The organism is Haloferax sp. Atlit-4N, assembly GCF_003383025.1.
Taxonomy (GTDB): Archaea; Halobacteriota; Halobacteria; order Halobacteriales; family Haloferacaceae; genus Haloferax; species Haloferax gibbonsii.
Genome location: NZ_PSYY01000002.1, coordinates 508,981 through 531,907 on the forward strand (window position 1 = coordinate 508,981; position 22,927 = coordinate 531,907).

The following is a 22,927-nucleotide window of genomic DNA, read 5'->3' on the forward strand; positions in this document are numbered from 1 at the left end:
CTCAGACCTCCACGTCGGGCGCGTTCAGTTCGGGCGAGTCCTCGTCCTCGATGGCGGAGTCGGGCAGGTAGATGCGGGTCGCCGCGGTGATGACCACGTCGTCTTCGGCGGAGATGGCGGCCTCGCGGCCGCTGACCATGCCGCTGTCGGAGGTTATCTCCACGTCCGTCTTCGCCGAGGCGATGTTCGCGCCGACGACGAAGATGTTGCCCTCGGCGTCGACGAGGATGTCGCCGTCGCCAAGCATGACCACGCCGTTGAGGTTGACGCCGCCGCGGGCGGAGTCGATTTCGAGGTCGGCGTTGTCCTTGACGCCCGAGAGGCCGGCCCCGGCGAGGTCGACGCCGTCCGCGCCGTCGATGCGGACGTCGCCCTTGCCGCTGATGTCGGCGCTCCGGGCGCTGACGAAGCCGTTCGTCGAGGTGACCGAGAGGAGGTTGCGGTCCTGCGTGAGCGTCACCCCGGCGTTGTCGAGGTCGATGTCGCCGCCGGCCTCGATGGTGAGGTCGGCGTTGCTGCCCTGCGTGACCGACGCGCCGGAGAGGTCGATTTCGTCTCCCGCGGTCACGTCGATGTTCTTGCCCGAGACCGAGGTGACGCTCACGCCGACCGCGGCCAGAGAGCCGCTTCCGGCGTCGATGTCGATTCGGCTGTTCGAGCCGGTCGCGACGACGTCGACGTGGAGCGAGACCCCGTCGCCCGCGAGGGTGATGTCCTCGTCGGAGACGATGGTTCGGACGCTCGGCGGGACAACGAGCCGGTCGGAGCCGGCGTCGTAGACGATGTCGCCGCCCGTGCCGGTGTTGTTGACGCGGTAGTCCGCGCCGTCGAACTCGCCGTTGCCGTCCACGTCAGCGTAGACGAAGCCGGGGTCGCCGATGGCGGCCACGAGCCCGCGGAGCGGGTCGGTGACGCCGCCCTCGCGGAGCTGCACGTCGAAGGTCACGCGGTCGACGTTCGCGCCCGCGGAGTCCTCGACGACCACGTCGAACTCGTCGGAGACGACGCCGTCGACGCTGCTCGTCGCGGTGTAGACGAACGTCGCGCGGCCGTCGCCGTCGGTGACGGTCGAGATGGTGCCGGTGTCGCGCGCGACGATGCGCCCGCTCTCGGCGGTCAGGCCGGGGCTGGCCTTGACGACCGCGTTGGGGACGGGGTTGTTCTGCGCGTCGCGGACCTCGACGACGGCCCGGTGGGTCGCACCGGGCGGGACGACGGCGTTGTCGCCCGCGACGTCGACGATGTAGGCGGGTTCTTGGAGCGCGCCGGGGGTGTCGATGCCGACCCGCGAGAGCCGCAGGTCGTACGTCTTGCCGGGCGCGAGTTCGACCGTCAGGGTGTTGTAGTCGGCTCCGGTCGCGTAGGCGATAGAGCGGACGTTGGGTTCGTCGGCCAGCAGGTCGCGCCACGCGTCTTCGGAGAGCCGAGTGGGGACCGAGATGGTGATGGGCGTGCCCGCGTCGGTGACCGTGATGTAGTCGGTGCCGGCGCTCAGGGGGACGACGCTGAAGGTCGCCACCTCGCCCGTCGCGGTGTCGATGTCGCCTTCGAGGAAGACGAGAGACACCTTGGTCCCGTCGACGAGCGACTGGGTCGCGCCGACCTCGCCGCCGCCGTAGGCGGTGTACTGCGCGGTCCCCTCGTGGACGAGCGAGGGTTCGCTCTGGAGGTACCGGTAGTCGGGTCGGTAGACGAACTGCTGGGTGTCGAACGCGTGTTCGGAGCCGTCCCAGTAGGTGCCGGTCTCGCCGGTCGCGACCGCGCCGGAGATGCGGGCCGTCGCGGGGTCGGTCGTCCGGAGGCTGCCGGAGCCGGCGGCGGGCGAGACGAACAGCGCGCGGGTCGGGTAGTCGACGCCGGCGTCGAGGGTCGCGCGGGTCTGCCGGCCGTCGACGGCCTTGGCGACGCTCTCGTCGAACGCGGCGAAGTCGGTCTCGGCCGCGGTGAGGTGTTCGAATTCGGTCTGTTGGTTCCACGCGGGGACCGCCGAAACCTGCACCATCGCGACGAGCGAGACGACGAGCGCGAACGCGAGCATCGTGCCGAGGATGGCCGAGGCTCCGCGGCGGTCACCGCGGAGGTGCGAGCCGCGGCGGGCCTCGCCCGCGACGAACCCGCGCAGTACGTGCCTGAGGGGCGATTGCGTGTGTTGGTTGGGAGTGTTGTGAGTCATGGCCTTACACCAGTGCGAAGGCGACGAGCGCCAGCGCGGACAGTCCGAGGGCGTACTTCAGCCCGCTGAGGGCGCTGTTGTCTGCCAGTTTTCCGGCGAGGAGTCCGCTTCCGACCGCCTGAATCAGCGCGGAGTGGAAGAACACCACGTGGAAGTTCGCCAGCGGCACCGACGAGATGCCGATGGGGAGCGACTGTCCGTCCATCGACGCGGACGCCGACGGCCCGGTCATCTCGGCGAGGGGGCCGAGGTAGCTCGCACCGAGCATCAGGATGACGAACAGGTAGACGAAGTACCCGATGACGACGATGGCGATGTAGGAACCCATCGCGCGACGGCGGGACTTTTCGAGCTTGTACCGGTTGCGGGTGTCCTCCGCGGCGACGCTGAGGACGCGCGAGAGGTCGCCGCTGGTGCGGCCGCCGCTGGCGATGAGCCGGATGACCCGCGAGAGCTGCGGGACGTTGAGCCGGCTGGCGAACGCCATGAGCGCCGAGTGGGCGTCGTGGTTCCAGCGGATGTCGTTGCGGAGCGCGCGGAGTTCGTCCGCGAGCGCGCCGTTCGACCACCGGGAGACGAGCGCGAGCGCCTCGACCAGCGAGATACCCATCTGGTTGGCGCTCGACAGCAGGTTCAGCGTGTCGGGGAAGCGCCGTTCGAGCGTGCGCTCGCGGCGGGTCCGAAGCTCGTGGAAGACCGTCAGGGGGACCGCGACGATGGCGAACGGGAGGACGACGAACCAGACCGTCGTGTTGTACGGGTTCGCGAGCATGGCGTCGAGCGTCGGCGTCGCGAGGCCGAGCACGAAGACGCCGACGACCGACAGGAGCGCGAGGGGCACCGTGACGACGGCCGAGAGGTACGGCTGGCGGCGCATGATGTCGAGCGGGTCGCCGACGAGCGTCCGAAGCTCGTACACAGCGTTTTCCCGGCGGTAGTCGTCGAGTCGTTCGTCGACGAAGCCGCCGTCGGAGGCGACCTTGCCGCCGCCCCAGCGGGCCTCGCGGGCGCGCTGGACTTCGCGGCGCATCGCGCCGAGGAAGTTGGCCACGACCGTCCGAATCTCTTCGAGGACGGTCACGTCGTGTTTCGTCCGGACCGTGTCCTGCGTGTACGGCGAGGAGAGCACGTCCACGAGGAGCAGGAACAACGCCATCCCCAGCGGGAAGATGAGGTAGTTCAGGGCGTACAGCTGGACGAGCGTGTCGCCGCCGAGGAAGCTGATGACCATCAGGGTGACGATGAGCAGCAGCGGCGCGGCGACGAACGCGGCGACGAACACCTCGGAGAGCATCGACAGCGTCTCGATGAAGTCCTCCTGCTCGTCGCGGGCCTCTTCGAGGTACGTCGCGGACTCGCGGTCGAGGAAGGCGGTCACGTCGCCGCCGGAGTCGAGGACCGAAAGGAGGTCGTCGAGGAACTGCTCGAAGTTAATCGAGGGCGTCAGGTTCCGGGAGTTGCGGAGCGCCGTGAACAGGTCGTTGCCGAACAGGTCCATGTCGCGGGCGATCATCTCGAACTCGCGGGACACCTCGCCGTAGTCGGGCGCGTCGGCGACGGAGCGGATGACTTCGAGGAAGCTCATCCCGCCGTGGCTGAGCGCGTACATGTAGACGATGGCGTGCGGGAGCAGGATGTCGATGCTCCGGCCGCGCATCTCGGCGCGGCTCTTGGGGAGGTAGTACCGGGCGTAGTAGGTCCCGGCGGCCGCCAATCCGCCGACGAGGCCGACGAGGGCCGCGCCGAGGATGGGCACCTTGTAGGGGAGCAGGGGAACGACGTACTGCGCCGCGATGCCGAAGCTCACGGGGCTCGACGCGTTCGCCAGCACGCCCGCGCGGGCGAGGACGAAGGTGAGCGCGAGCCCGACGAGCGAGCCGAACACCGCGGTGACGAACGCCAGTTTGAGCGACTGCGTGAGGTACAGGTCGTAGGTCGTACCCACGCGGGTCTGGTTCAGCCAGCGCTGGAGGTCGCGGTGGCCCGCCGGGTTACGCTTGAAGTACGTGCGGACGTACCCGTAGCGCTGGCGGAGCCGCTTGACCTCCTCGGGCGACTCGTCGAAGTGTTCGCGCGGGAAGTACTGCTCGACCTCGTAGTCGGGCAGGGGAACCGAGGACGACGAGTCAGCGGGCATCGTCGGCCTCCCGGTCGTCGTCGTCGCTCACGGCTTCGTCCGCGTCCGAGGCGTCATCGGCCGGCGCGGGGCCAGCCTCCGCGATATCGTCGAACTCGGTGGCGTCGTCGCTGTCGACGACTTCGGAGTCGTCAGCGTCCGAGGCGTCGTCAGCGACGGCATCGGCATCGTCATCGCCGACGACTTCCCAGCCATCGGCGGCAGCGTCAGCGTCAGCGTCAGCGTCGCCGTCGCCGTCCGCGCCGTCGTCCAACTCGATGTCGAACAGGTCAGCGAGCAGGCGCTCGGTCTCGGGCGAGACCTCGATTTCGTCGTCGTCGAGGTCGTCCCCCGCGGCGTCGTCCTCGTCACCCTCGTCGACGGAGACCAGCGAGGTCTCGGCGTAGACGTGCGCGAGGAGGCCTTCGCGGTCGCGCTCGAAGCGGCGAATCATCGCGGAGACCGTCAGGTAGTCGTCGACGCCCGAGGCGGCGATGTACCGGAGCACGTCGGCGCGAACGTCGAGTTCGTACTGCAGGTCTGCCTTGGTCCAGCCGCGCTCGGCGGCGATTTCGTCGAGGACGACCGAGTCGCCGACGCGCTCGTGGGCGTCGTTCTCGGGGTTGCGCTTGAACACGTCGCGGAGTTCGACCTCGCCGTCGTCGTCGACGCCGGCGATTTCGGTGACGGCGATGTTCCGGCGGGTCCGGTCGCCGTCGAGGTGAATCTGCTTTTGCACCGAGATGATGTCGAGGTCCGAGAGCATCTGGGCGGGCACGCCGAGGGGCTCGTTGCGCATGCGGTGGACCACGCCCTCCGAGGAGTCGGCGTGGAACGTCGTGTACGCGGTGTGGCCCGTGGCGATGGAGTGGAAGAACGTCAGTGCGACGCGTTCTTCCGTGCGAATCTCACCGACCAGCAGGTACTCGGGGCGCTGTCGGAGCGCGGCCTGCAGGAGCGCGTACATCGACACCTCGCCGCGGCCGTCGGCCGTGAACGTGTCGCGGGTGACGGACTGAATCCAGTTGTCGTGCGGGAGGGTGATTTCGCGCGTGTCCTCGATGGAGACGACCTTCGCGTGGCCGGGGACGAAGAAGGACACCGCGTTCATCGAGGTGGTCTTCCCGGAGCCCGTGCCGCCCGCGAAGATGAGCGAGCGGTTGTTCTCGATGGCGAGCCAGAAGTACGCCATCTGCTCGACGCTGAAGGTGTTCCAGCGCACGAGGTCGACCGGCGACAGCGGCACGTCCGAGAACTTCCGGATGGTGAAGTTCGACCCGCGGGTGGCGACGTCGGAGCCGAGAGTCAACTGGACGCGGGAGCCGTCCGGGAGGCTCGCGTCGACGAGCGGGTCGGAGACGGTCACCTGCTTGCCCGCGCGTTGCGCGAGGCGGATGGTGAACGACGAGAGGTCGCCGTCGTCGAAGACGACGTTCGTCGGCACGTCCCGGTAGACGCTGTGGAAGACGTAGACCGGCACGTCGTCGCCGTCACAGGAGATGTCTTCGATACCCGGGTCCCGCATCACGGGGTCGATGCGGCCGAAGTGGATGAAGTCGCGGAGCAGGAAGTAAAACAGCTTCCAGAGCGACCCCTCTTCGACCGTCGCCGCGTGTTCGGTGATTATCTCGCGGGCCTCGTCGTCGAACACGTCCTCGCGGTCGCCGTCGGCGTCGAGGTCGCGGTACAGGAGGCTGTTGCGCAGAATCTTCGTCAGGTCGTCGCGCACGAAGTCCTCGAAGTCGTCGAGGCGCGGTTCGCTCACGTGGTACCGGTGTTCGCGCTTCTCGTGGTCGTACAGGATGGAGACGAACGCGAAGGGCTTGTTCACCCAGTAGTGTTCGACGGCCTCGACGCCCTCGAGGAACGAGAAGTCGAAGAATTGGTCTTCGATGAACGCCTCCGAGGGCGTCGGCGCGAACGCCGTCTCGTCGTCGATTTCGGCGAAGAACGCCTTCACCTCGCGGAGGACGGCCTCCCGGAGCGTTTCCGGGCGGTCTTCGTCCGCCGCTTCGTCGTCGGTGGGGTCTTCGACGGGGCCGTATTCGATGCGGTCCGACGCGGGGACCGGTAGTTCACTCGCGCGGGCGGCCATCGCCTCCGGACCGGTCGTGGGGACCAGTTCGGCGGTGCCGGCACCGTCTGCTCGGAACGATTCTTCGCCATCGAGGCGGTCAGTCTGGGAGTTCTTGTCAGGAGACGCCATTCTCTGGAAATACTGAACGGTAGGAACGGCTGTAAGTATGGAGCGACTAGATGAGCGAATTCGGCCGGTTAGGCCCGAACTACCGGCGTATTCCGGAATTCATCTGGTCCGTTCTCGACGGGGAATTGAGGTGGGGTGGTCCCCAACCCCGCCCGCGAGAGAGTAACAACTGAATTACAGTATTCGGCCGCGCGCACCGTTCACGGCCGACGCGTCGGCGAGAAACGACGATATTCAGCGTAAGAACAGTGTTACCAATAGGCACAGGCCGTCTGTCGTCGGAATTCCATCCTTCAGCCCCGTCGTGGCCTTGCGATTTCGGTCCTTCCTAGCGGGTGGAAACGGGACGAACCTTCAAGAGAAGCGGCGTTGTATGTAAGGATGTATTATGGATATTGCTGATATCGCCACTCCTGATTTCATCGAGGTCGACGTTGACGAGCGATTAGGCAAAGTCCGCTCCATCTTCGAGCGGGAAAACCCTAAGGGCATCATCGTCCAGGACGACGGCGAGTACGCGGGCGTCATCGGTGAGAAGCAGCTCATCAACTCGCACGTCGAAGACAACACCAAAGCGGCCGCGCTGACGAAGGCCGTCCCCAAGATAGACCGTCACGAGAACGTGCGCGAGGTCGCGCGCATGCTCGTCGAGGGCAACACGAAGGTCGCGCCGGTCTACGAGGGCGAAAAACAGTACGGCATCATCACGCAGGACGCCATCCTCGAGGCCGTCCTCGACAACCTCGACGCGCTGACCGTCGAGCAGATTTACACCGACGACGTGGTCACCATCGGCGAGCGCGACCACCTCGGACAGGCCATCAACCGCCTCCGCGAACACGGCGTCTCGCGGCTGCCGGTCGTCGACCGGGACGGCCGCCTCGCGGGCATCCTGACCACGTACGACCTCGTCGAGTTCATGGTGCGCGACGAGGGTCGGCAGGGGAAACAGGACCGCCGCGGCGACACCGACCGGATGCTCGACCTCCCGGTCTACGACCTGATGAGCAGCCCGGCGCGCACGGCGACGCCCGAAGAGAGCGTCCGCGACGCGGTCGCGCGCATGCTGGAACACGACATCGCCGGGCTCGTCGTCACGCCCGCCGACGACGACGGCGAGGTCCTCGGCGTGGTGACCAAGACCGACGTGCTCCGCGCGCTCACCTACACCGAAGAAGAGCAGATGGACGTGCAGGTCACGAACATCGGCCTCCTCGAGACGCTGAGCCGCGCCGACATCAACTCGGCCATCACCGAGGTCGCGGACAAGTACCAGCGGATGAGCGTGCTCCACGCCCACGTCCGCTTCCACGAGCACAAGGAGAAGCTCCGCGGCACGCCGCTCATCCAGTGCCAGATTCGGCTCCGCACGAGCCACGGCCAACTGGCCGGCAGCGGCGAGGGCTACGGCGCGGAACACGCGTTCCACGTCGCGCTCGACAAGCTCGAACGCAACGTGCTCGAAGTCAAGGGCTTCGAGGCCGACGAGCGCTACCGCGGTCAGCTCCTCCGGAAGCTGAACGAGCTGTAACGCCGACGCACCGGTCACACCGGTACGCCCGAAATCGAAACGCGAACGGAACACAGGAGCAGGATCGGGCCGGGTCGTCCGCCCGGTCGCGTCGACCTTTTTCTACACGTCAGTCGCCGAGAGCCCGCGGTCCGTTATCTTGAACGTCGCCGTCTCCCCGGCGGGTTTCGCGCGGTGCTTTTCGAGCGTCGCCCGGCGGTTGCCGCCGCGGAAGCGGTCGAGGCGGACGACGGTGCCGGTCCAGTGTTCGAGGGTGTGGCCGCCGAGCGCCCGCGTCCGGTCGGTGTCGGGGTCGGAGTACACCTGATTCGTCAGGACGACCGCGAGGTCGTGTTTGCGCGCGAGCGACAGCAGGTGGGTGACCTGCCGGGCGACCCGACGGAGCGCCTCGCCGCCGTCGCCCTCGGCGGTCCGCTCCAGCCGGTAGAAGCCGGTCGCGGAGTCGAGGACGATGAGGTCGGCGCTGGCGGCGAACTCCTCGGCGTCGCGGACGGCCTGTTCCTGGTCCTCGAAGTCGTACGCCTCGCTTATCATCAGCCGCGAGGTCACAGACTCCACGTCCTCGGGGGCGACCGCCTCCGCGAGCTGTTGGAAACGGTCGACCGACAGTCCCTCGGTGTCGATGTAGACGACGGTGCCGCCCGCCGCGGCGACCCGGACCGCCGCCGAGAGCGCGACGTTGGTCTTGCCGGCCGCGGAGGGGCCGTACACCTGCGTGACGGTGCCGCGTTCGAACCCGCCGTCGAGGAGGTCGTCGAGCGCCGTGCACCCGGTGGAGACTGACTCTGTCACGTCAGGTGGTGGGTGCCACCGGCCGAAAAAGACCCCGGTCGCCCGCCGCGGTACGAGCCGCCGCTTCGGCGCCAGTCCGCGACCGTCGAGGGCGACCCGCGCACGACGGTTTATTCGTCGCCGTCGCCAAGGGAGGGACGTGATAGTCGTCGCCACCGCGGACTTCGACCTCTACCACGAGGCCGTGTCCGAACTCCGGAGCCGAGGAGTCGCCTTTACCACCGTCGAGCCGGGCGACCCGCTTCCCGAGCGGGCGCGGGTCCTCCTTACCGGCCCGGACGACGACCTCGACGGCGTCGATACCGACGGCGACGTGACCCGCGTGACCGCGACCGGCGACGACGCGCGCCGCGCCGTCGACGAGGCGCTCGCGAGCCTCCGCGGCGGCGACGGACGGACCGTCGTCGGGGTGGACCCCGGAACCAGACCCGGCGTCGCCGTCCTCTCGGGCGAGACGGTCGTCGCCGCGTTCCACGTCCCGCTTTCGGACGCCGTCGAGGTCATCCGCCGCGAGACCGAGGACGCGGTCGACCCCGTGGTCCGCATCGGCGACGGCGCGCGCCTGCAGGGCGCGAAGCTCATCAACGACCTCGACGACGTCGCGGTCGAACTCGTCGACGAGACCGGAACGACGCCGTACCTCGGGACCGGCGCGCGCGGCATGGGCGACGTGCTCGCCGCGGTGAACATCGCCCGCCGGGACGGCGAGCGCATCGAATCCCGCGAGATAGAACCGACCGAGGGCGAACTCACGCGCATCAAGGCGCGCTCGCGCGAGGCGTCCGAGGACAACCGCACCATCGACGACGCGCTCGCGCGCCGCGTCGCCGGCGGGGAACTGAGCATCGACGAAGCGCTGGACGAACACCGCTCGCGCGAGGAGTGAGCGTCGCGGCGGCGGTTTCGACGCCGTTAACGGCCGCCTAACGGTGCTCTACGCGACCGGTCGAGTGGGCCGTGATTCGAGCGGTCGACGGGGAAAGAACGCTATTAACGTGACTCTCGGTTTATGAGACGCACCCTCCCCGATTCATACCTACGTTCTCCCGACGCGTATCTCGTGTCGCATGAGCACATCACGCACCCCCGAAGTCGGGCGACGGACGTACCTGAAGGCACTCGGCGTCGGCGCGCTCTCGCTCGGCGCGTTCGCCTCGCCCGCGGCGGCGCACCGCGGGGCGCTCCAGCGCGAACTCGCGTCGGTTCGGGCGGCCACGTCGAAGTACGCCGACGTTCGGAAGGCCATCGCGGACGGCTACGTCCTCGGCAGTCCGTTCGTGCCGGGCATGGGCTACCACTACGTGAACCACCACTACATCATCGAGAACTACGACGACGAGGTCGATATCACGAAGCCCGCCGCGCTCGTCTACGGGAAAAACGAGGGCAACGGCAAGGAGGAACTCGTGCTCGGCGCGGCCGAGTACCTGTTCGACGAAGTGCAAGAATACGAGGGGCCGTTCCCGGACCCGTTCCACGGCGACAGCGACGACGGCATGTGGGGCTTCGCCGGTGGCCACTGGGGCCTCCACGCGTGGGTCCACGTGAACAACCCCGCGGGGACGTTCGCGCCGTTCAACTCCCGGCCGCAGTTCAACGAGAAGTGACCTGACGGGTCGGCCGCGGCCGCTTTTTTCGGCGAATCGTCCCGGACGGTGAGCCTCGCGAATCGCTTATTCGCCGTCGTTAGACGCCACCGCGTCCACGGCGCGGCGCATGACCTCGCGGACGGGAAGTCCCGTCTCGGTCGCCACGGCGAGCGCGTCGTCGTACTCTGCGCTTCGGTCGTAGACGACGCCGTCGGCGTCGCTTCCGACCTTGACGCTCACCTCGTACTCGTCGCCGTCGACAGCGAGCGTCGCCGTCTCGAACTCGCGGCGGGCGGTCCAGCGGTGCCCCGCCCCGTGTTCGCGGACTCCGAGCGTGCCGGTCTCGACCGCGAGGCGATAGGCGACGCGCTCGGCGTCCTCGGGCTTGACGACGACCTTGACGAGGTGGCCGGGGCGGGACTTCTTCATCGTCGTCGGAATGATGGTCACGTCGCGCGCGCCGGCGTCCTTCAGGGTCTCCTGTAGCCCGCCGAGGACTTCGGGCGTCGCGTCGTCGAGGTTCGTCTCGAGGACGGAAATCTCGTCGCGGACGAGCCGGGAGCCGCCGTCGCCGACGACCGCGCGGAGGACGTTCGGCCGGTCCGGGAAGTCCCAGCCGCCGGCCCCGTAGCCGGACGACTCGACCGACATCGACGGGAGCGTCTCGACGCCCTCGGCGAGGTGCGCGAGGATGGCCGCGCCCGTGGGGGTGAGCAGTTCGGCCTCGACGGGGCCGCCGCGGACCGACCAGTCGGCCGCCGCGGTGATGTTGAGCACGGCGGGCGCGGGGACCGGGTAGGACCCGTGGCTCATCTCGGCCTCGCCGCCGCCGACGGCGACCGGGCCGGTGACGACGCGGTCGACGCCGAGGTCGTCGAGGAGGAGACAGACCCCGACCACGTCGGCGATGGCGTCGTCCGCGCCGACCTCGTGGAAGTGGGTCTCGTCGAGGTCCGTGCCGTGGACCTCGGCTTCTGCCTCGCCGAGCACGCGGAAGATGGCCGTCGCGTCCTCGACCACGCCCGCCGGGAGGCCCATCGACTCGACGAGTTCGACGACCTCGGGGTAGGTCCGGTGCGGGCCGTGACCTTCGGCGTGGGTGTGGCCGTCGTGGGAGTGCGAGTGACCGTGGTCGTGCGAATGCTCGTGGCCGTCGTGAGAGTGCGAGTGACCGTGGTCGTGCGAATGCTCGTGGTCGTCGTGGGAGTGCGAGTGACCGTGGTCGTGCGAGTGCTCGTGGCCGTCGTCGTGGTGGTGAGTGTGCTCCTCGTCGTGAGCGTGGTCGTGGTGGCGGTACTGATGTTGGTGGCTGTGCTCGTCTTCGCCGTCGCCGTCAGCGTCGTTGTCGGAGTCGCCCCCGTTGTCGCCGTCGGCGCGCAGGCGTCGGTGGTCGTCGCCGTGGCCCTCGCCGCGGGGGTCGCCGCCGTCGGTCTCCGCGAGGAGCACGTCCACCTTGGTCGCGAGGATGCCGTTTTTGTCGACCTCGTGGACGCGGTAGGTCACGTCGAGGGCGTCTTCGACGGGCGAGAGGACGGACGGGTCGGCACCGGCGGCGACGAGCGCGCCGAGGAGCATGTCGCCGCTGGCACCCATCCGGCCGTCGAACGCGAGGAGTCGCATGCGTGAACCGTCGTGTTCGAGAGTAAAAACGCCAGCCATCGACGCGCCGAGGCCTGTCCAGTCGGTAGGGATTAGTAGCCGCCCGCCCTACGGTGTGCTAGGCTGTAACCACGGGAGGACGGTGCCTCGGGCCGACCGGGGAAGGACTTATCCGATGGCCTCTCACAGGTATCAGCATCCCCGCGAGGTAATCATGAACGAAGTCCAACTCGAAGTGGCGAAAGCGTACCCGAACGACTCGGGGCGCGGTATCGCCCGTCTTGATCCGGACACCTTGCTCCATCTCAAGCTCTCGCCGGGAGACATCATCGAGATAGAGGGAGGAAAAACGACCGCCGCGAAGGTGTGGCGGGCAGACCGGCAGGACTGGAACACGGATACGGTCCGCATCGACGGGTTCACTCGGCAGAACGCCGACGTGGGCATCGGAGAGCGGGTCACCATCCGCAAGGCAGAGGCCACGAAGGCCGACAAACTCGTGTTGGCGCCGCCCGAAGAGGCGAGCGTCCAGTTCGGGTCCGACGCGGCCGGCATGGTCAAACGGCAGATTCTCAAGCGGCCCGTGGTCGAACGCGACATCGTCCCGGTGATGTCGAGTACGAACCACCCGTTCATGCGGTCGCCCGGACAGGCGATTCCGCTCATCGCCGTCGAGACGAAGCCCGACGGCGTCGTCCTCGTCACCGAGGACACCGACGTCGAACTCCGCGAGGAGCCCATCTCGGGCTTCGAGAAGGCCGGCGGCGGCATCACCTACGAAGACATCGGCGGGCTGACCAACGAGATTCAGCGCGTTCGCGAGATGGTCGAACTGCCGATGAAGCACCCCCAGATATTCAAGAAGCTGGGCATCGAGCCCCCGCAGGGGGTGTTGCTCCACGGCCCGCCGGGCACCGGGAAGACGCTTCTCGCCCGCGCGGTCGCCAACGAGACTTCGGCGAGTTTCTTCTCTATCGCAGGGCCGGAGATCATCTCGAAGTACTACGGCGAGTCAGAACAGCAGCTCCGCGAGATATTCGAGGACGCCAAAGAGGAGTCGCCGAGCATCATCTTCATCGACGAGCTCGACTCCATCGCGCCCAAGCGCGAGGACGTGACCGGCGAGGTCGAACGCCGGGTCGTCGCCCAGTTGCTGACGATGATGGACGGGCTCGAAGCCCGCGGACAGGTCATCGTCATCGCGGCGACGAACCGCGTCGACTCGGTCGACCCCGCGCTCCGCCGCCCCGGTCGCTTCGACCGCGAAATCGAAATCGGCGTGCCGGACGAGGAGGGCCGCAAGGAAATCCTCCAGATTCACACCCGCGGCATGCCGCTTTCGGACGACGTCGACCTCGACGACCTCGCCGACGACACCCACGGCTTCGTCGGTGCCGACATCGAGGCGCTGACGAAGGAAGCCGCGATGAAGGCGCTTCGGCGCTACCTCCCCGAAATCGACCTCGACAGGGAGGACATCCCGCCGAGCCTCATCGACCGCATGGTCGTCAAGAACGACGACTTCGGCGGCGCGCTCGGCGAGGTCGAGCCCTCGGCGATGCGCGAGGTGCTCGTCGAGATTCCGAAGGTGACGTGGGAGGACGTCGGCGGTCTCGAAGGGCCCAAACAGAAGGTCCAAGAGAGCGTCGAGTGGCCGCTGACGACGCCCGAGAAGTTCGAGCGGATGGGCATCGAGGCCCCGAAGGGCGTGCTCCTCTACGGGCCGCCCGGCACGGGGAAGACCCTGATAGCGAAGGCCGTCGCCAACGAGACGAACGCGAACTTCATCTCGGTGCGCGGTCCGCAGCTGCTCTCGAAGTGGGTCGGCGAGTCGGAGAAGGCGATTCGGCAGACGTTCCGCAAGGCGCGACAGGTCTCGCCGACCATCATCTTCTTCGACGAGCTGGACGCGCTCGCCCCCGCCCGCGGCAACGACATGGGCAACAACGTCTCCGAGCGCGTCGTCAACCAGCTCCTGACGGAGTTAGACGGCCTCGAAGACGCGGGTAACGTCATGGTCATCGCGGCGACGAACCGCCCGGACATGATCGACCCCGCGCTCATCCGCTCGGGTCGGTTCGACCGCCTCGTGCTCATCGGCCAGCCCGCAGAGGAGGGCCGCGAGCAGATTCTCGACATCCACACGCAGCGGAGCCCGCTCGCGCCCGACGTGAGCCTCCGCGAAATCGCGGAGATAACCGACGGCTACGTCGGCTCCGACCTCGAATCCATCTGCCGCGAGGCGGCCATCGAGGCGCTCCGCGAGGACTCCGACGCCGAGGAAATCGAGATGCGCCACTTCCGCAAGGCGATGGAGTCGGTCCGGCCGACCATCACCGAGGAACTGATGCGCTACTACGAGGACATCCAAGACCAGTTCAAGGGCGGTTCCCGCGAGGGCCTGTCGCCCGACACCCGCGACGGCGGCCGCATCGGCTTCCAGTAAGCCGGACGGTCGGCGGTCGCTTGTCTGGTTTTTCTTCTTATCTCCCGAAAAAGAAGCGACGCGTCGGTGTGTGGCGCGCGCTCAGAACAGCAGCGAGTCGTCGTTGTCTATCATGTAGAGCGTCCGCGCCGCCACGTTGACGGCGTGGTCGCCGATGCGTTCGAGGTCGCGCACCGTAAGCAGGAGGCGGCGCACGTCGACGAGGGCGGTCTCGGGTTCGAGGTCGCCGTCGCCCTCGAAGTCGTCGCCGCTCATGAGGTCGCGGACGATGCTCTGCGACGCGTTGTCACACATCGTGTCGAGGCTGTCGTCGCGCTCCGCCACGGACCGACAGAGGTCGGTGTCTTCGGTCTCGTAGGCGTCCATCGCCTGGTCGACCATGTCGAGCGCGGCGTCGCCGATGCGGCGGATGTCGACTTCGGTGTAGACGTCGTTTTCGGCGTCGATGGCGTACTGCGCGAGGTTGGTCGCGAGGTCGCCGATACGTTCGAGGTCGGTGATGATCTTGAACGACGCCGCGATGAATCGCAGGTCGCCCGCGACGGGCTGTTGGAGCGCGAGCAGGTCGATGCAGTCCTGCTCCAAGTCGAGGTAGATGCGGTTGATTTCGTGGTCGCCCTCGATGACCTCCTGGGCCTTCCGCTCGTCTTTGTCTTCGAGCGCGTCGAGGGCGTACCGAACTCGCTCCGAGACGAGTTCGCTGAGATACAACACGTCCTCTTCGAGCTGATTGAGGCGAGATTGGTACGTGTTTCTGGCCATACGTGACGTTCCGGCAGGCGAAGTGAAATTCCTTGTGATGGTTTCGGTGACTGAGCCGCCGATACGTCCCGAACGACCGTGTCCGATACGCCCCGAACGACCGTGTCCGATACGCGACGCCGAAACGCGGGCGTCGGGTCGGCGATGCGGACCGAGCGTGGCACAAAACGAGCCGCGAACCGCGCGAGCGAGAGCGGGTTATCCGAACTTGCCGGTGATGTAGTCTTCGACGCGCTGGCTCTCGGGGTTCTCGAAGATTTTCTGGGTGTCGTTGAACTCGACGAGTTCGCCGCCGGTGAGGAAGACGGCGGTCTTGTCGGAGATACGCGCCGCCTGTTGCATGTTGTGGGTGACGATGACGACGGTGTAGTCCTCGGCGAGTTCCTCGACGAGGTCTTCGATTTGCGAGGTCGCCACGGGGTCGAGCGCCGATGCGGGCTCGTCCATGAGCAGCACCTCGGGGTCGGTGGCGATGGCGCGGGCGATACAGAGGCGCTGTTGTTGGCCGCCGGAGAGGTCGAGACCGGACTCGTGGAGGCGGTCTTTCACCTCGTCCCAGAGGGCGGCGCGCTTGAGCGACTCCTCGACGACCTCGTCGTAGTCGGCGTCGATACCCTGAATCTTCAGGCCGTAGACGACGTTCTCGTAGATGCTCTTCGGGAACGGGTTCGGCTTCTGGAACACCATGCCGACGCGGCGGCGGAGCGCGACGGGGTCGACGTCGTCGTCGTAGACGTTCTTGCCGCGGAGCGTGAGTCCCCCCTCGACGCGGGCGACGTCGATGAGGTCGTTCATGCGGTTGATACAGCGGAGGAACGTGGACTTCCCGCAGCCGGAGGGACCGATCATGGCGGTCACGCTGTTTTCGGGGATGTCCATCGAGATGTCGGTGAGCGCGTGGTCGTCGCCGTACCAGACGTTGATGTTATCCGAGCTGATGACGGTCTCGGCGTCCCGCCCCACCGAACTCTCCGACGCAGAGAGCCCGTCGCTCACGTCGGTTTCGACGAGCATCTCGTCGTTCGTCGGGTCCTCTGTTCCGTTCATGGCTTGCTGTTCTCCCTCGGGTGCTTTGTCTCTTTGGCTCATTGGTGGTGTTCAGTTTTCACTTTCGAACTTGTTGCGCAGGACGATGGCGATGGAGTTCATGGCGAGGAGGACCGCCAGGAGGACGACGACGCCCGCCGGGACGGCCTTCGTGTAGAAGTCCTCGCTGGCGAACAGGCTGGACCACGCGTACACCTGCAGGGGCATGGCGCTCACCTTCGAAGTGAGCTCCGTCGGCAGGCTGAAAAGCACGTTCGGCGCGCCGATCATGATGAGCGGCGCGGTCTCGCCGATAGCCCGGCCGAGCGCGAGGATGGTCCCGGTCAGGATGCCGGGGAACGCCTCCGGGAGGACGACGTTCTTCACCGTCTGCCAGCGCGTCGCGCCCATGCCGTAGGACGCCTGCCGCATGTCGCTGGGAACCGCCCGAATCGCCTCGCGCGAGGAGATGATGACGATGGGCAGGATGAGGAGCGCGAGCGTCGCGCCGCCGATGAGGACCGTCCCCGTCGGCTGGCCGAGGTAGGTGACGAACACGCCGAGTCCGAGCAGGCCGTAGACGACCGAGGGGACGCCGGCGAGGTTCGAGATGTTCACGTCGATGAATCGGGTGAAGGCGTTGTCCGGGGCGTACTCCTCGAGGTACACCGCCGCGCCGACGCCGAGCGGGAACGAGAGGGCGGCGACCGTCGCCATCAGCAGGATGGAGCCGCCGATGGCCGGGTAGAGGCCGGCGTTCTCCGCGGTCCCGCTGTGGGCGCTCGTGAGGAACTGCCAGTCGACCCACGACTGCGGGCCGGCGAAGCCGAGCGCGTCGACCGCGACCGCGCCGACGAGCGACCCGCCGATGACGACCGCGGCCAACAGGAGGCCGATTCGCTCCTGTTCGCGGGTGACCGCCGCGCCGCCGGCGTAGGCCAGCGTCGGGACGAACGCGACCGACGTGACGACGGCGGCGGCGTTGGCGTCGACGCCGAGCGTCGGACCGACGACGGCCGCGAGACCGGTCAGGACGAGCGCGGACGCGCCCGCGGCGAGGCCCGCGGTGGTGTCCTCACGGATGCGGGCGACGTACTGACCGACGACGACCGCGGCCACGCCGCCAAGGACGAGCGTCAGAATCATCCAGTCGGCGGGGACCACGGGGAGTTGACGGACGATTTCGGGGATGCTGTGGAAGTACCCCGGCACGCCGACGAGCGAGAGAATAAACGCGGCACCGGTCGCGGCGACGCGGAGGGTAAAGGGAATCTGCTGTTCGTACTTGGTCAGGACGACCGTGAGCGCCGCCGGAACGAGGAGGCCGACGACGTACGACAGGCCGGTCAGCGGCGGGACGATGTCGACGAAGACGATGGCGACGCCGCCACTGAACAGCAGGAACACCCCGAGCATCCCGATGACCATCCCGCCGAGCTTGAGCGCCGGGACGTTCCGGCGGGCGAGATAGCCGCCGACGACCGCCGTGGGGACGACGAGCGTCAGGAAGAAGGTGAGATGCCAGCCGAGGTCGGCGGTGAGCGGGCGAATCGCGTCGTTGGCGACGTAGACGAGGAGGACGGCGAGCGTGACGATGCCGAACATCGTCGCGCCCAAAAGCAGGTACCGGAAGACGGTTCCGGCGGTCCGACTGACCTGTCCGAACCCGTCTGCGTAACTCGATTCGGTGTCGGTCGACATCTCAGTACGCCTCCCGGTAGCGTCGCGAGACGTAGTCGCTGATGACGTTCATGATGAGTGTGATGACGAAGAGCACGAGGCCGATGGCGAACAGGCTGCGGTAGGCCAGGCCACCGCCGGTGATGTCACCGGTGAGAAGCTGGACCATCGCGGCGGTCATGGGCAGCGCGCCTTCGAGGTACGACGCGGGGTTGAGCGGGTTGAGGAACTTCGCCTGCGCGCCCGCGGCGACGGTGACGGCCATCGTCTCGCCGATGGCGCGCGAGAGCGCGAGGATGAACGAAGAGAAGATACCGGAGAGCGCGGCGGGGACGACGATGCCGGTCGAGACGTCGAACTTCGTCGCGCCCATGCCGTAGCCCGCCTGTCGGAGTTCGTCGGGGACGGCGGACATCGCGTCCTCGCTGATGGAGGCGACCATTGGGATGATCATGATGCCGACGACGATGCTCGCAGAGAGCATGTTGAACGTCCCGATGCCGGGGAAGACGACTTCCAGCGCCGGCGTGATGTAGATGAGCGCGAAGAAGCCGTAGACGACGGTCGGGACGCCGGCGAGGATCTCCAGCGCGGGTTTGAGAATCGAGCGCGCCTGTGCGCTCGCGTACTCGCTGAGGTAGATGGCGGTGGCGACGCCGAGCGGGAGCGCGATGACGGCCGACCCGATGGTGACCATCAGGGTCGCCGACACGAGCGCCAGCACGCCGAACTCTTGGCTGTGTATCTGCCAGGTGGTTCCGGTGAGGAAGTCGACGATAGACGCCGTCTCTCCCGCTACTCCCATCAGCGGGGCTGTCAGCGTGAAGAACTTGGACGCCTCCGTGATGAGGAGCCCGACGATACTGAGGGTCGTCACGACGGACAACGCCGCGCACAGGAAGAAGAACGACCGCGTCAGTAGCTCACGCGGGGAATTCTCCGTGTTCCGCGTGAGGTCGGTTTCGAGGTCATCTGTGCTCATTGGTTGGATTGAATCGTGGTATATGAAAAAGCGCTTCGTTAGCTGATTCTGTCGGGGAAGCGGCTAGTTGGCTTCCTCGATGGCCGCGTTGAGCGTGTCGAGCATCTCCTGTTGCTCGTCGTCGCCGAGCGGGACGTAGCCGACCTCGTCGGCGACGATTTCGCGGCTGGTGGAGTTCTCCATCCAGTAGCGGGCGAACTCCGCGACGTGTTCCTCCGCGAGCGACTCGCGGGCGGGGTAGGTGAACAGCGGGCGGGAAAGCGGGTTGTACTCGCCGGACAGCGCCGTGTCGAGCGACGGCTCGACGAACTCGCCGGCGTCGTTCTCGATGGGGACGGCCTGCACGGCGTCGGTGCTCTCGCTGTAGTACGCGAAGCCCATGTAGCCGATGGCGTACTCGGAGCCCTGGACGCCCTGGATGATGGTGCGGTCCTGTTCGGTTGCCGAGTAGTCCTGGCGGTGCCCCGGCCCTTCCTCGCCGATGATGGCCTCGATGAAGTAGTCGTACGTGCCGGAGGCGTCGGTGGGGCCGTAGATCTGAATCTCCTCGTCGGGCCACTCGGAGTTGACGTCCGACCACGTCGTCGGAGTCGACTCGGCCGAGAAGATGGTCTGGAGTTGCTCGACGGTGAGGCCCTCGCCGATGAAGTCGTTGTCGTTGTTGACGATGACCGTCAGCGCGTCGGTGGCGACTTTGAGTTCGACGGGGGTCACGTCGTTGTCCTCACACTGCGTCTCTTCTTCGCCCTTGATGGGGCGCGAGGCGTTGTTGAAGTCGGTCTGACCCGTACAGAAGTAGTTCGCGAAGCCGCCACCGGAGCCGGTGGACTGGAGGTTGATATTGACCTCGGAGTGCTCGGTCTGGAAGCGCTCGCCCATCGCGGTCGCGAGCGGGAACACCGTCGAGGAGCCGGCGATGTCGATGGTTCCCGAGAGCTCGTTGCTCCCGTCGCCCGACGAGTCCCCACCCTCGGAGTCGCCGCCGGAGCCGCCCTCACCGTCGGTGTTGTTCTCCGTACACCCGGCGAGTCCAGCGAGACCGGCCGCGCCCGAGGCAATCAGGAACTTACGCCGCGAAAGACCACTGTCCGAGTTACGCGTCATCGATTTTGACGAGCCGATTTTGGCGTAAATACCCTGCTATGACAACTATATAGAGATATGTTCCGGTATATCCACAACGGTTGATAACGTGTGACAAGAACGGGGCGAAATCGGCGAAAGCAGCCGATTGTTCCATTCGCGACCGTCTCGTGCGCGAACTTTCGCCGACGTGTCAGAAAACGCGGGGGCACGGGCCGACGGGCGCGGCGCAAAACAACTACTGAGTGGGCAGTGTTTCGAGCCCGAATCGGCACGAATCACGTTCGGTAGCGCTCCTCACATAAAATACGACTTCGATATATAGAGATAGACAGTTTTATTGTGTATTGAGAACCACCCACGGACATGGTCGAAACCCGAAAGGTGCAGGTGACGGGCGGTTCCACCTACACCGTCTCGATTCCCAAAGATTGGGCGACGGACAACGGCGTCTCGGCGGGGAGCGAAGTCGAGTTCTACCCGGAGGGGGACTCGCTGTTCTTGACCCCTCGCTCGGAGGAAGAACGCACCGAGGGCACCCTCGACATCGCGACCCTCGAAGGGGACGAACTCACCCGCGCCGTCATGACGATGTACGTGAGCGGGTTCGACATCATCGCGCTGGAGAGTTCGCGCATCACGACCGACCAGCGCCGGACCATCCGCGAGGCGACCCAGAGCCTCGTCGGCCTCGAAGTGCTCGAAGAGACGCGCGACCGGGTCGTCATCCGCGACCTGCTCGACTCCTCCGAGCTCTCCATCCACAACGCGGTCACCCGAATGCGACTCATCTCGCTTTCGATGCTCGAAGACGCCATCGCGGCCATCGCCGAGCAGGACGACGACATGGCCCGCGACGTCATCCAGCGCGACGACGACGTCGACCGCCTCTGGATGGTCGTCTCCCGCATCTTCCGGGCGACGCTCCGGACCCCGAAGGCCGCAGAAGAACTCGGTCTGCCCCGCGAAATCTGCTTCGACTACCAGTCCGCCGCCCGGCAACTGGAGCGCATCGGCGACCACGCGACCAAAATCGCCCACCTCTCGTTGAACTTCGAGGAGCCCGTCGACGGCGAAATCGTCGAGGCGATTCAGGAGCTGTTCGAGGAGGCGAAGGCCGTCGTCAACGGCGGGATGGACGCGCTGTTCGCCGAGGAGAGCGACGAGGCGAGCCGCCTCGCCAACGAGTCCCGCGAAGCCGTCCAGGCCATCGATACGAGCGCCCGCGGCATCGACGAACTCCTCCGCGGCCTCGACCCGGCGCGCGCGCAACTGCTCGGCCTCATCGTCGACTCCGTCTCCCGGAGCGCCGACTACGGCGGCAACATCGCCGAGACGGCGCTTCAGAAGGCCGCGCCGACTCCCTGACCGGTCACGAGCGACCAGCCGCGACGCCGCTTTTGTCGCTCACTTCTTGTTCCGGATTCGACTTCGACCGAACCACGCCCGCGAGCGACGGCCGCGGGGCTCACGGGGTAAAACAGTCGAGCCGCGCCGAAACGACGACGCGGGGAGAGAGACTTACTCTTCGTCGACGACGACGGCGTTGACCTGCCCGTCCTGACCGGGGCGGGAGGTGACGCGGGCGCGGCCGGCGCTCGTGTCGATGATGGAGCCCTTCGTGATGATGTTCCGGCGGGCGTAGTTGACGTTCGACGGGTTGTCGATGACGCCTTCGATGTCTGCCTGCGTCACGTCGGAGCCGTCGGCGACCTGCGCGACGTTCGTCGAGAGGGCGCGGACCTTCTCGTTGTTACCGCGGGAGTCGATGATCTGGAACCGGGGCTCGCCGACCGTCGTGGCGGCGGGTTCGCGGCCCAGCTGGTAGCGCTTCTTGTTTCGGGACGGCTTGCGCCGACCGCCGGTCCGCTTCCGCTTGGAGCGTCCTTGGTCCTTCATACGGGGTAAAAACCTCGGTGACTACTTGAATCGCTCGAATCGGTGCTCGGCGGAGACGGGTGACACCACGTCTCTCGGGCGCGATGGCAACGCAAACCGTTTAGTTCGCCCGCGCCCGCCGTCGAACCGATGAGTCTCGACGTCACCGTCGCCGTCCCCTTCCGGCAACACGGCTCGACCCGCCTCGGCGAGGGCGAGTTCGTCGTCGCCCTGTCGCTCGACCGCGACTGGTTCTCCCCGGACCAGGCGAAGCGCCTCATCGACCTCGCCGCGGGCCGCGGCCTCGTCGAGCGCGACGACGGCGAGGTCGTCGCGACGTTCGACCCCGCCGAGGTACGGATACCCGAGGAGTTCGAACCCGACGCCTCCGTCCTCCGCGAGCAGTCGGCGTTCGAGCAGATTCTCGACGCCTGCGTCGCCGCCGGCATCGAAAAACAGGCCGCCGTCGCCGGCATCAACGAGCGACAGTCCCGCCTCGGCGTCACCGCCGAGGCCGCCGCGGTCCTCTTCGCACGCGCGAACGAGGTGAACGTGGACGACGCGGCCGAGAAAGCCAAGCGGTCGCTGGCCGAGTAGGCCGTTCGCACGCCGGCTCGCGCCCGCCAGCGAAGCGACACCCCGAAACCGTCCGGGCGCGAACGCCCGGCATGGTCGTCGATTCGCTCTCCGACGGGACACGCATCGCTCAACTGCTCGCCTCGGAGGTAACGGGCCACGAAGACGCCTTTTCCGTTCTCTCCGTCGTCGACGCCGACCCCGACGTGGAACCGACCGACGACGGCGCGCTCGCCTACGCGGTCGCCGCCGGCGACGAGCGCGTCGCCGAGGTGTACGTCCAGCCCGACCGCGCCCGCGTCGAGTTCCTCGCCCACCCCGACGTGACCGCCGAGGCCGCCTCCGAGGAGGGGCTTCGCGTCCGCCCGAAGGCGGTCCGACCGCCGCGGACGCTCGTGTTCGTCGAGGACGGCGCGCAGGTGAAGTGGACGCTCCCGGCGTTCCGCGCGCTGGTCGCGGCGCTCGAAGCCGAGGACCGAGACGAGTAA

Annotated in this window: 18 protein-coding genes; 7 read left to right on the forward strand and 11 right to left on the reverse strand. The window is 67.2% G+C overall.

Annotated features, from left to right (window positions below):
• Position 1: 1 nt before the first annotated feature.
• Genes C5C07_RS11830 through C5C07_RS11840 form a run of 3 tightly spaced genes read right to left on the reverse strand, consistent with a single transcriptional unit; the run spans position 2 to position 6,495 of the window.
• Positions 2-2,173 carry a hypothetical protein gene (locus C5C07_RS11830; RefSeq protein WP_115805123.1) on the reverse strand — a complete coding sequence of 724 codons (2,172 nt, stop codon included), beginning with the start codon at positions 2,171-2,173 and terminating at the stop codon, positions 2-4.
• Between the two features lie 4 nt (positions 2,174-2,177).
• On the reverse strand, positions 2,178-4,310 hold the full coding sequence (locus C5C07_RS11835) for a type II secretion system F family protein (protein ID WP_115805124.1): 2,133 nt from the start codon (positions 4,308-4,310) through the stop codon (positions 2,178-2,180).
• Entirely contained in the window at positions 4,300-6,495 is a 2,196-nt protein-coding gene (locus C5C07_RS11840; protein WP_004975338.1) for a type II/IV secretion system ATPase subunit, read from the reverse strand. The genes C5C07_RS11835 and C5C07_RS11840 overlap by 11 nt, the downstream gene beginning before the upstream one ends.
• A gap of 388 nt (positions 6,496-6,883) precedes the next feature.
• Between C5C07_RS11840 and C5C07_RS11845 the strand changes: the two genes are divergently transcribed.
• Entirely contained in the window at positions 6,884-8,026 is a 1,143-nt protein-coding gene (locus C5C07_RS11845) for a CBS domain-containing protein (RefSeq protein ID WP_004975340.1), read from the forward strand.
• Positions 8,027-8,128: 102 nt separating this feature from the next.
• On the opposite strand, the gene radB is transcribed toward C5C07_RS11845, so the two are convergent.
• Complete coding sequence (gene radB, locus C5C07_RS11850) at positions 8,129-8,818, reverse strand: DNA repair and recombination protein RadB (protein WP_050459594.1); 690 nt, start codon at positions 8,816-8,818, stop codon at positions 8,129-8,131.
• A 139-nt stretch (positions 8,819-8,957) separates the two neighbouring features.
• Between radB and C5C07_RS11855 the strand changes: the two genes are divergently transcribed.
• Positions 8,958-9,704 carry a hypothetical protein gene (locus C5C07_RS11855; RefSeq protein WP_115805125.1) on the forward strand — a complete coding sequence of 249 codons (747 nt, stop codon included), beginning with the start codon at positions 8,958-8,960 and terminating at the stop codon, positions 9,702-9,704.
• Positions 9,705-9,885: 181 nt separating this feature from the next.
• Positions 9,886-10,425: a hypothetical protein gene (locus tag C5C07_RS11860; protein WP_004975347.1), complete on the forward strand. Its 540-nt coding sequence runs from the start codon at positions 9,886-9,888 to the stop codon at positions 10,423-10,425.
• Positions 10,426-10,491: 66 nt separating this feature from the next.
• Here C5C07_RS11860 and larC read toward each other — a convergent pair whose 3' ends face one another.
• A complete protein-coding gene (larC, locus tag C5C07_RS11865) occupies positions 10,492-12,027 on the reverse strand; it encodes a nickel pincer cofactor biosynthesis protein LarC (protein ID WP_115805126.1) in 1,536 nt (511 codons plus the stop codon).
• A gap of 193 nt (positions 12,028-12,220) precedes the next feature.
• Here larC and C5C07_RS11870 point away from each other — a divergent pair, with 193 nt between their 5' ends.
• Positions 12,221-14,452 carry a CDC48 family AAA ATPase gene (locus C5C07_RS11870; RefSeq protein WP_004975353.1) on the forward strand — a complete coding sequence of 744 codons (2,232 nt, stop codon included), beginning with the start codon at positions 12,221-12,223 and terminating at the stop codon, positions 14,450-14,452.
• 81 nt (positions 14,453-14,533) lie between these two features.
• On the opposite strand, the gene phoU is transcribed toward C5C07_RS11870, so the two are convergent.
• The 5 genes from phoU to C5C07_RS11895 form a co-directional block, all read right to left on the reverse strand.
• Positions 14,534-15,214, reverse strand: a complete 681-nt coding sequence (gene phoU, locus C5C07_RS11875; RefSeq protein ID WP_004975354.1) for a phosphate signaling complex protein PhoU — start codon at positions 15,212-15,214, stop codon at positions 14,534-14,536.
• A gap of 198 nt (positions 15,215-15,412) precedes the next feature.
• A complete protein-coding gene (gene pstB, locus C5C07_RS11880) occupies positions 15,413-16,261 on the reverse strand; it encodes a phosphate ABC transporter ATP-binding protein PstB (protein WP_004975356.1) in 849 nt (282 codons plus the stop codon).
• A gap of 51 nt (positions 16,262-16,312) precedes the next feature.
• Positions 16,313-17,941, reverse strand: a complete 1,629-nt coding sequence (gene pstA, locus C5C07_RS11885; protein WP_004975359.1) for a phosphate ABC transporter permease PstA — start codon at positions 17,939-17,941, stop codon at positions 16,313-16,315.
• A 1-nt stretch (position 17,942) separates the two neighbouring features.
• Positions 17,943-18,902, reverse strand: coding sequence for a phosphate ABC transporter permease subunit PstC (gene pstC / locus C5C07_RS11890; protein WP_004975360.1), 960 nt, complete (start codon positions 18,900-18,902; stop codon positions 17,943-17,945).
• A 63-nt stretch (positions 18,903-18,965) separates the two neighbouring features.
• Positions 18,966-20,006 (reverse strand): PstS family phosphate ABC transporter substrate-binding protein, encoded by a 1,041-nt coding sequence (locus tag C5C07_RS11895; RefSeq protein WP_004975361.1) that lies wholly within the window; start codon positions 20,004-20,006, stop codon positions 18,966-18,968.
• 345 nt (positions 20,007-20,351) lie between these two features.
• Here C5C07_RS11895 and C5C07_RS11900 point away from each other — a divergent pair, with 345 nt between their 5' ends.
• Positions 20,352-21,353 carry a phosphate uptake regulator PhoU gene (locus C5C07_RS11900; RefSeq protein ID WP_115805127.1) on the forward strand — a complete coding sequence of 334 codons (1,002 nt, stop codon included), beginning with the start codon at positions 20,352-20,354 and terminating at the stop codon, positions 21,351-21,353.
• Positions 21,354-21,506: 153 nt separating this feature from the next.
• On the opposite strand, the gene C5C07_RS11905 is transcribed toward C5C07_RS11900, so the two are convergent.
• Positions 21,507-21,884, reverse strand: coding sequence for a 30S ribosomal protein S8e (locus C5C07_RS11905; RefSeq protein ID WP_004975364.1), 378 nt, complete (start codon positions 21,882-21,884; stop codon positions 21,507-21,509).
• 129 nt (positions 21,885-22,013) lie between these two features.
• On the opposite strand from C5C07_RS11905, the gene C5C07_RS11910 reads away from it, so the two are divergent.
• Together C5C07_RS11910 and C5C07_RS11915 are read left to right on the forward strand one after the other, a co-directional pair.
• Positions 22,014-22,460: a DUF2240 family protein gene (locus C5C07_RS11910; protein WP_004975365.1), complete on the forward strand. Its 447-nt coding sequence runs from the start codon at positions 22,014-22,016 to the stop codon at positions 22,458-22,460.
• A gap of 71 nt (positions 22,461-22,531) precedes the next feature.
• The gene (locus C5C07_RS11915) at positions 22,532-22,927 is read left to right on the forward strand and encodes a hypothetical protein (RefSeq protein WP_004975366.1); all 396 of its coding nucleotides are present in this window, start codon (positions 22,532-22,534) and stop codon (positions 22,925-22,927) included.

What these genes read in the sequence shown, in the direction of transcription:
- pstC (WP_004975360.1), bottom strand. Translation starts at nt 18,902, where the DNA reads ATGAGCACAGATGACCTCGAAACCGACCTCACGCGGAACACGGAGAAT.
- C5C07_RS11860 (WP_004975347.1), top strand. Translation starts at nt 9,886, where the DNA reads ATGAGCACATCACGCACCCCCGAAGTCGGGCGACGGACGTACCTGAAG.
- C5C07_RS11845 (WP_004975340.1), top strand. Translation starts at nt 6,884, where the DNA reads ATGGATATTGCTGATATCGCCACTCCTGATTTCATCGAGGTCGACGTT.
- pstA (WP_004975359.1), bottom strand. Translation starts at nt 17,941, where the DNA reads ATGTCGACCGACACCGAATCGAGTTACGCAGACGGGTTCGGACAGGTC.
- C5C07_RS11830 (WP_115805123.1), bottom strand. Translation starts at nt 2,173, where the DNA reads ATGACTCACAACACTCCCAACCAACACACGCAATCGCCCCTCAGGCAC.
- C5C07_RS11900 (WP_115805127.1), top strand. Translation starts at nt 20,352, where the DNA reads ATGGTCGAAACCCGAAAGGTGCAGGTGACGGGCGGTTCCACCTACACC.
- C5C07_RS11840 (WP_004975338.1), bottom strand. Translation starts at nt 6,495, where the DNA reads ATGGCGTCTCCTGACAAGAACTCCCAGACTGACCGCCTCGATGGCGAA.
- C5C07_RS11895 (WP_004975361.1), bottom strand. Translation starts at nt 20,006, where the DNA reads ATGACGCGTAACTCGGACAGTGGTCTTTCGCGGCGTAAGTTCCTGATT.
- C5C07_RS11835 (WP_115805124.1), bottom strand. Translation starts at nt 4,310, where the DNA reads ATGCCCGCTGACTCGTCGTCCTCGGTTCCCCTGCCCGACTACGAGGTC.
- C5C07_RS11905 (WP_004975364.1), bottom strand. Translation starts at nt 21,884, where the DNA reads ATGAAGGACCAAGGACGCTCCAAGCGGAAGCGGACCGGCGGTCGGCGC.
- larC (WP_115805126.1), bottom strand. Translation starts at nt 12,027, where the DNA reads ATGCGACTCCTCGCGTTCGACGGCCGGATGGGTGCCAGCGGCGACATG.
- C5C07_RS11870 (WP_004975353.1), top strand. Translation starts at nt 12,221, where the DNA reads ATGAACGAAGTCCAACTCGAAGTGGCGAAAGCGTACCCGAACGACTCG.
- phoU (WP_004975354.1), bottom strand. Translation starts at nt 15,214, where the DNA reads ATGGCCAGAAACACGTACCAATCTCGCCTCAATCAGCTCGAAGAGGAC.
- pstB (WP_004975356.1), bottom strand. Translation starts at nt 16,261, where the DNA reads ATGAACGGAACAGAGGACCCGACGAACGACGAGATGCTCGTCGAAACC.
- C5C07_RS11915 (WP_004975366.1), top strand. Translation starts at nt 22,532, where the DNA reads ATGGTCGTCGATTCGCTCTCCGACGGGACACGCATCGCTCAACTGCTC.
- C5C07_RS11910 (WP_004975365.1), top strand. Translation starts at nt 22,014, where the DNA reads ATGAGTCTCGACGTCACCGTCGCCGTCCCCTTCCGGCAACACGGCTCG.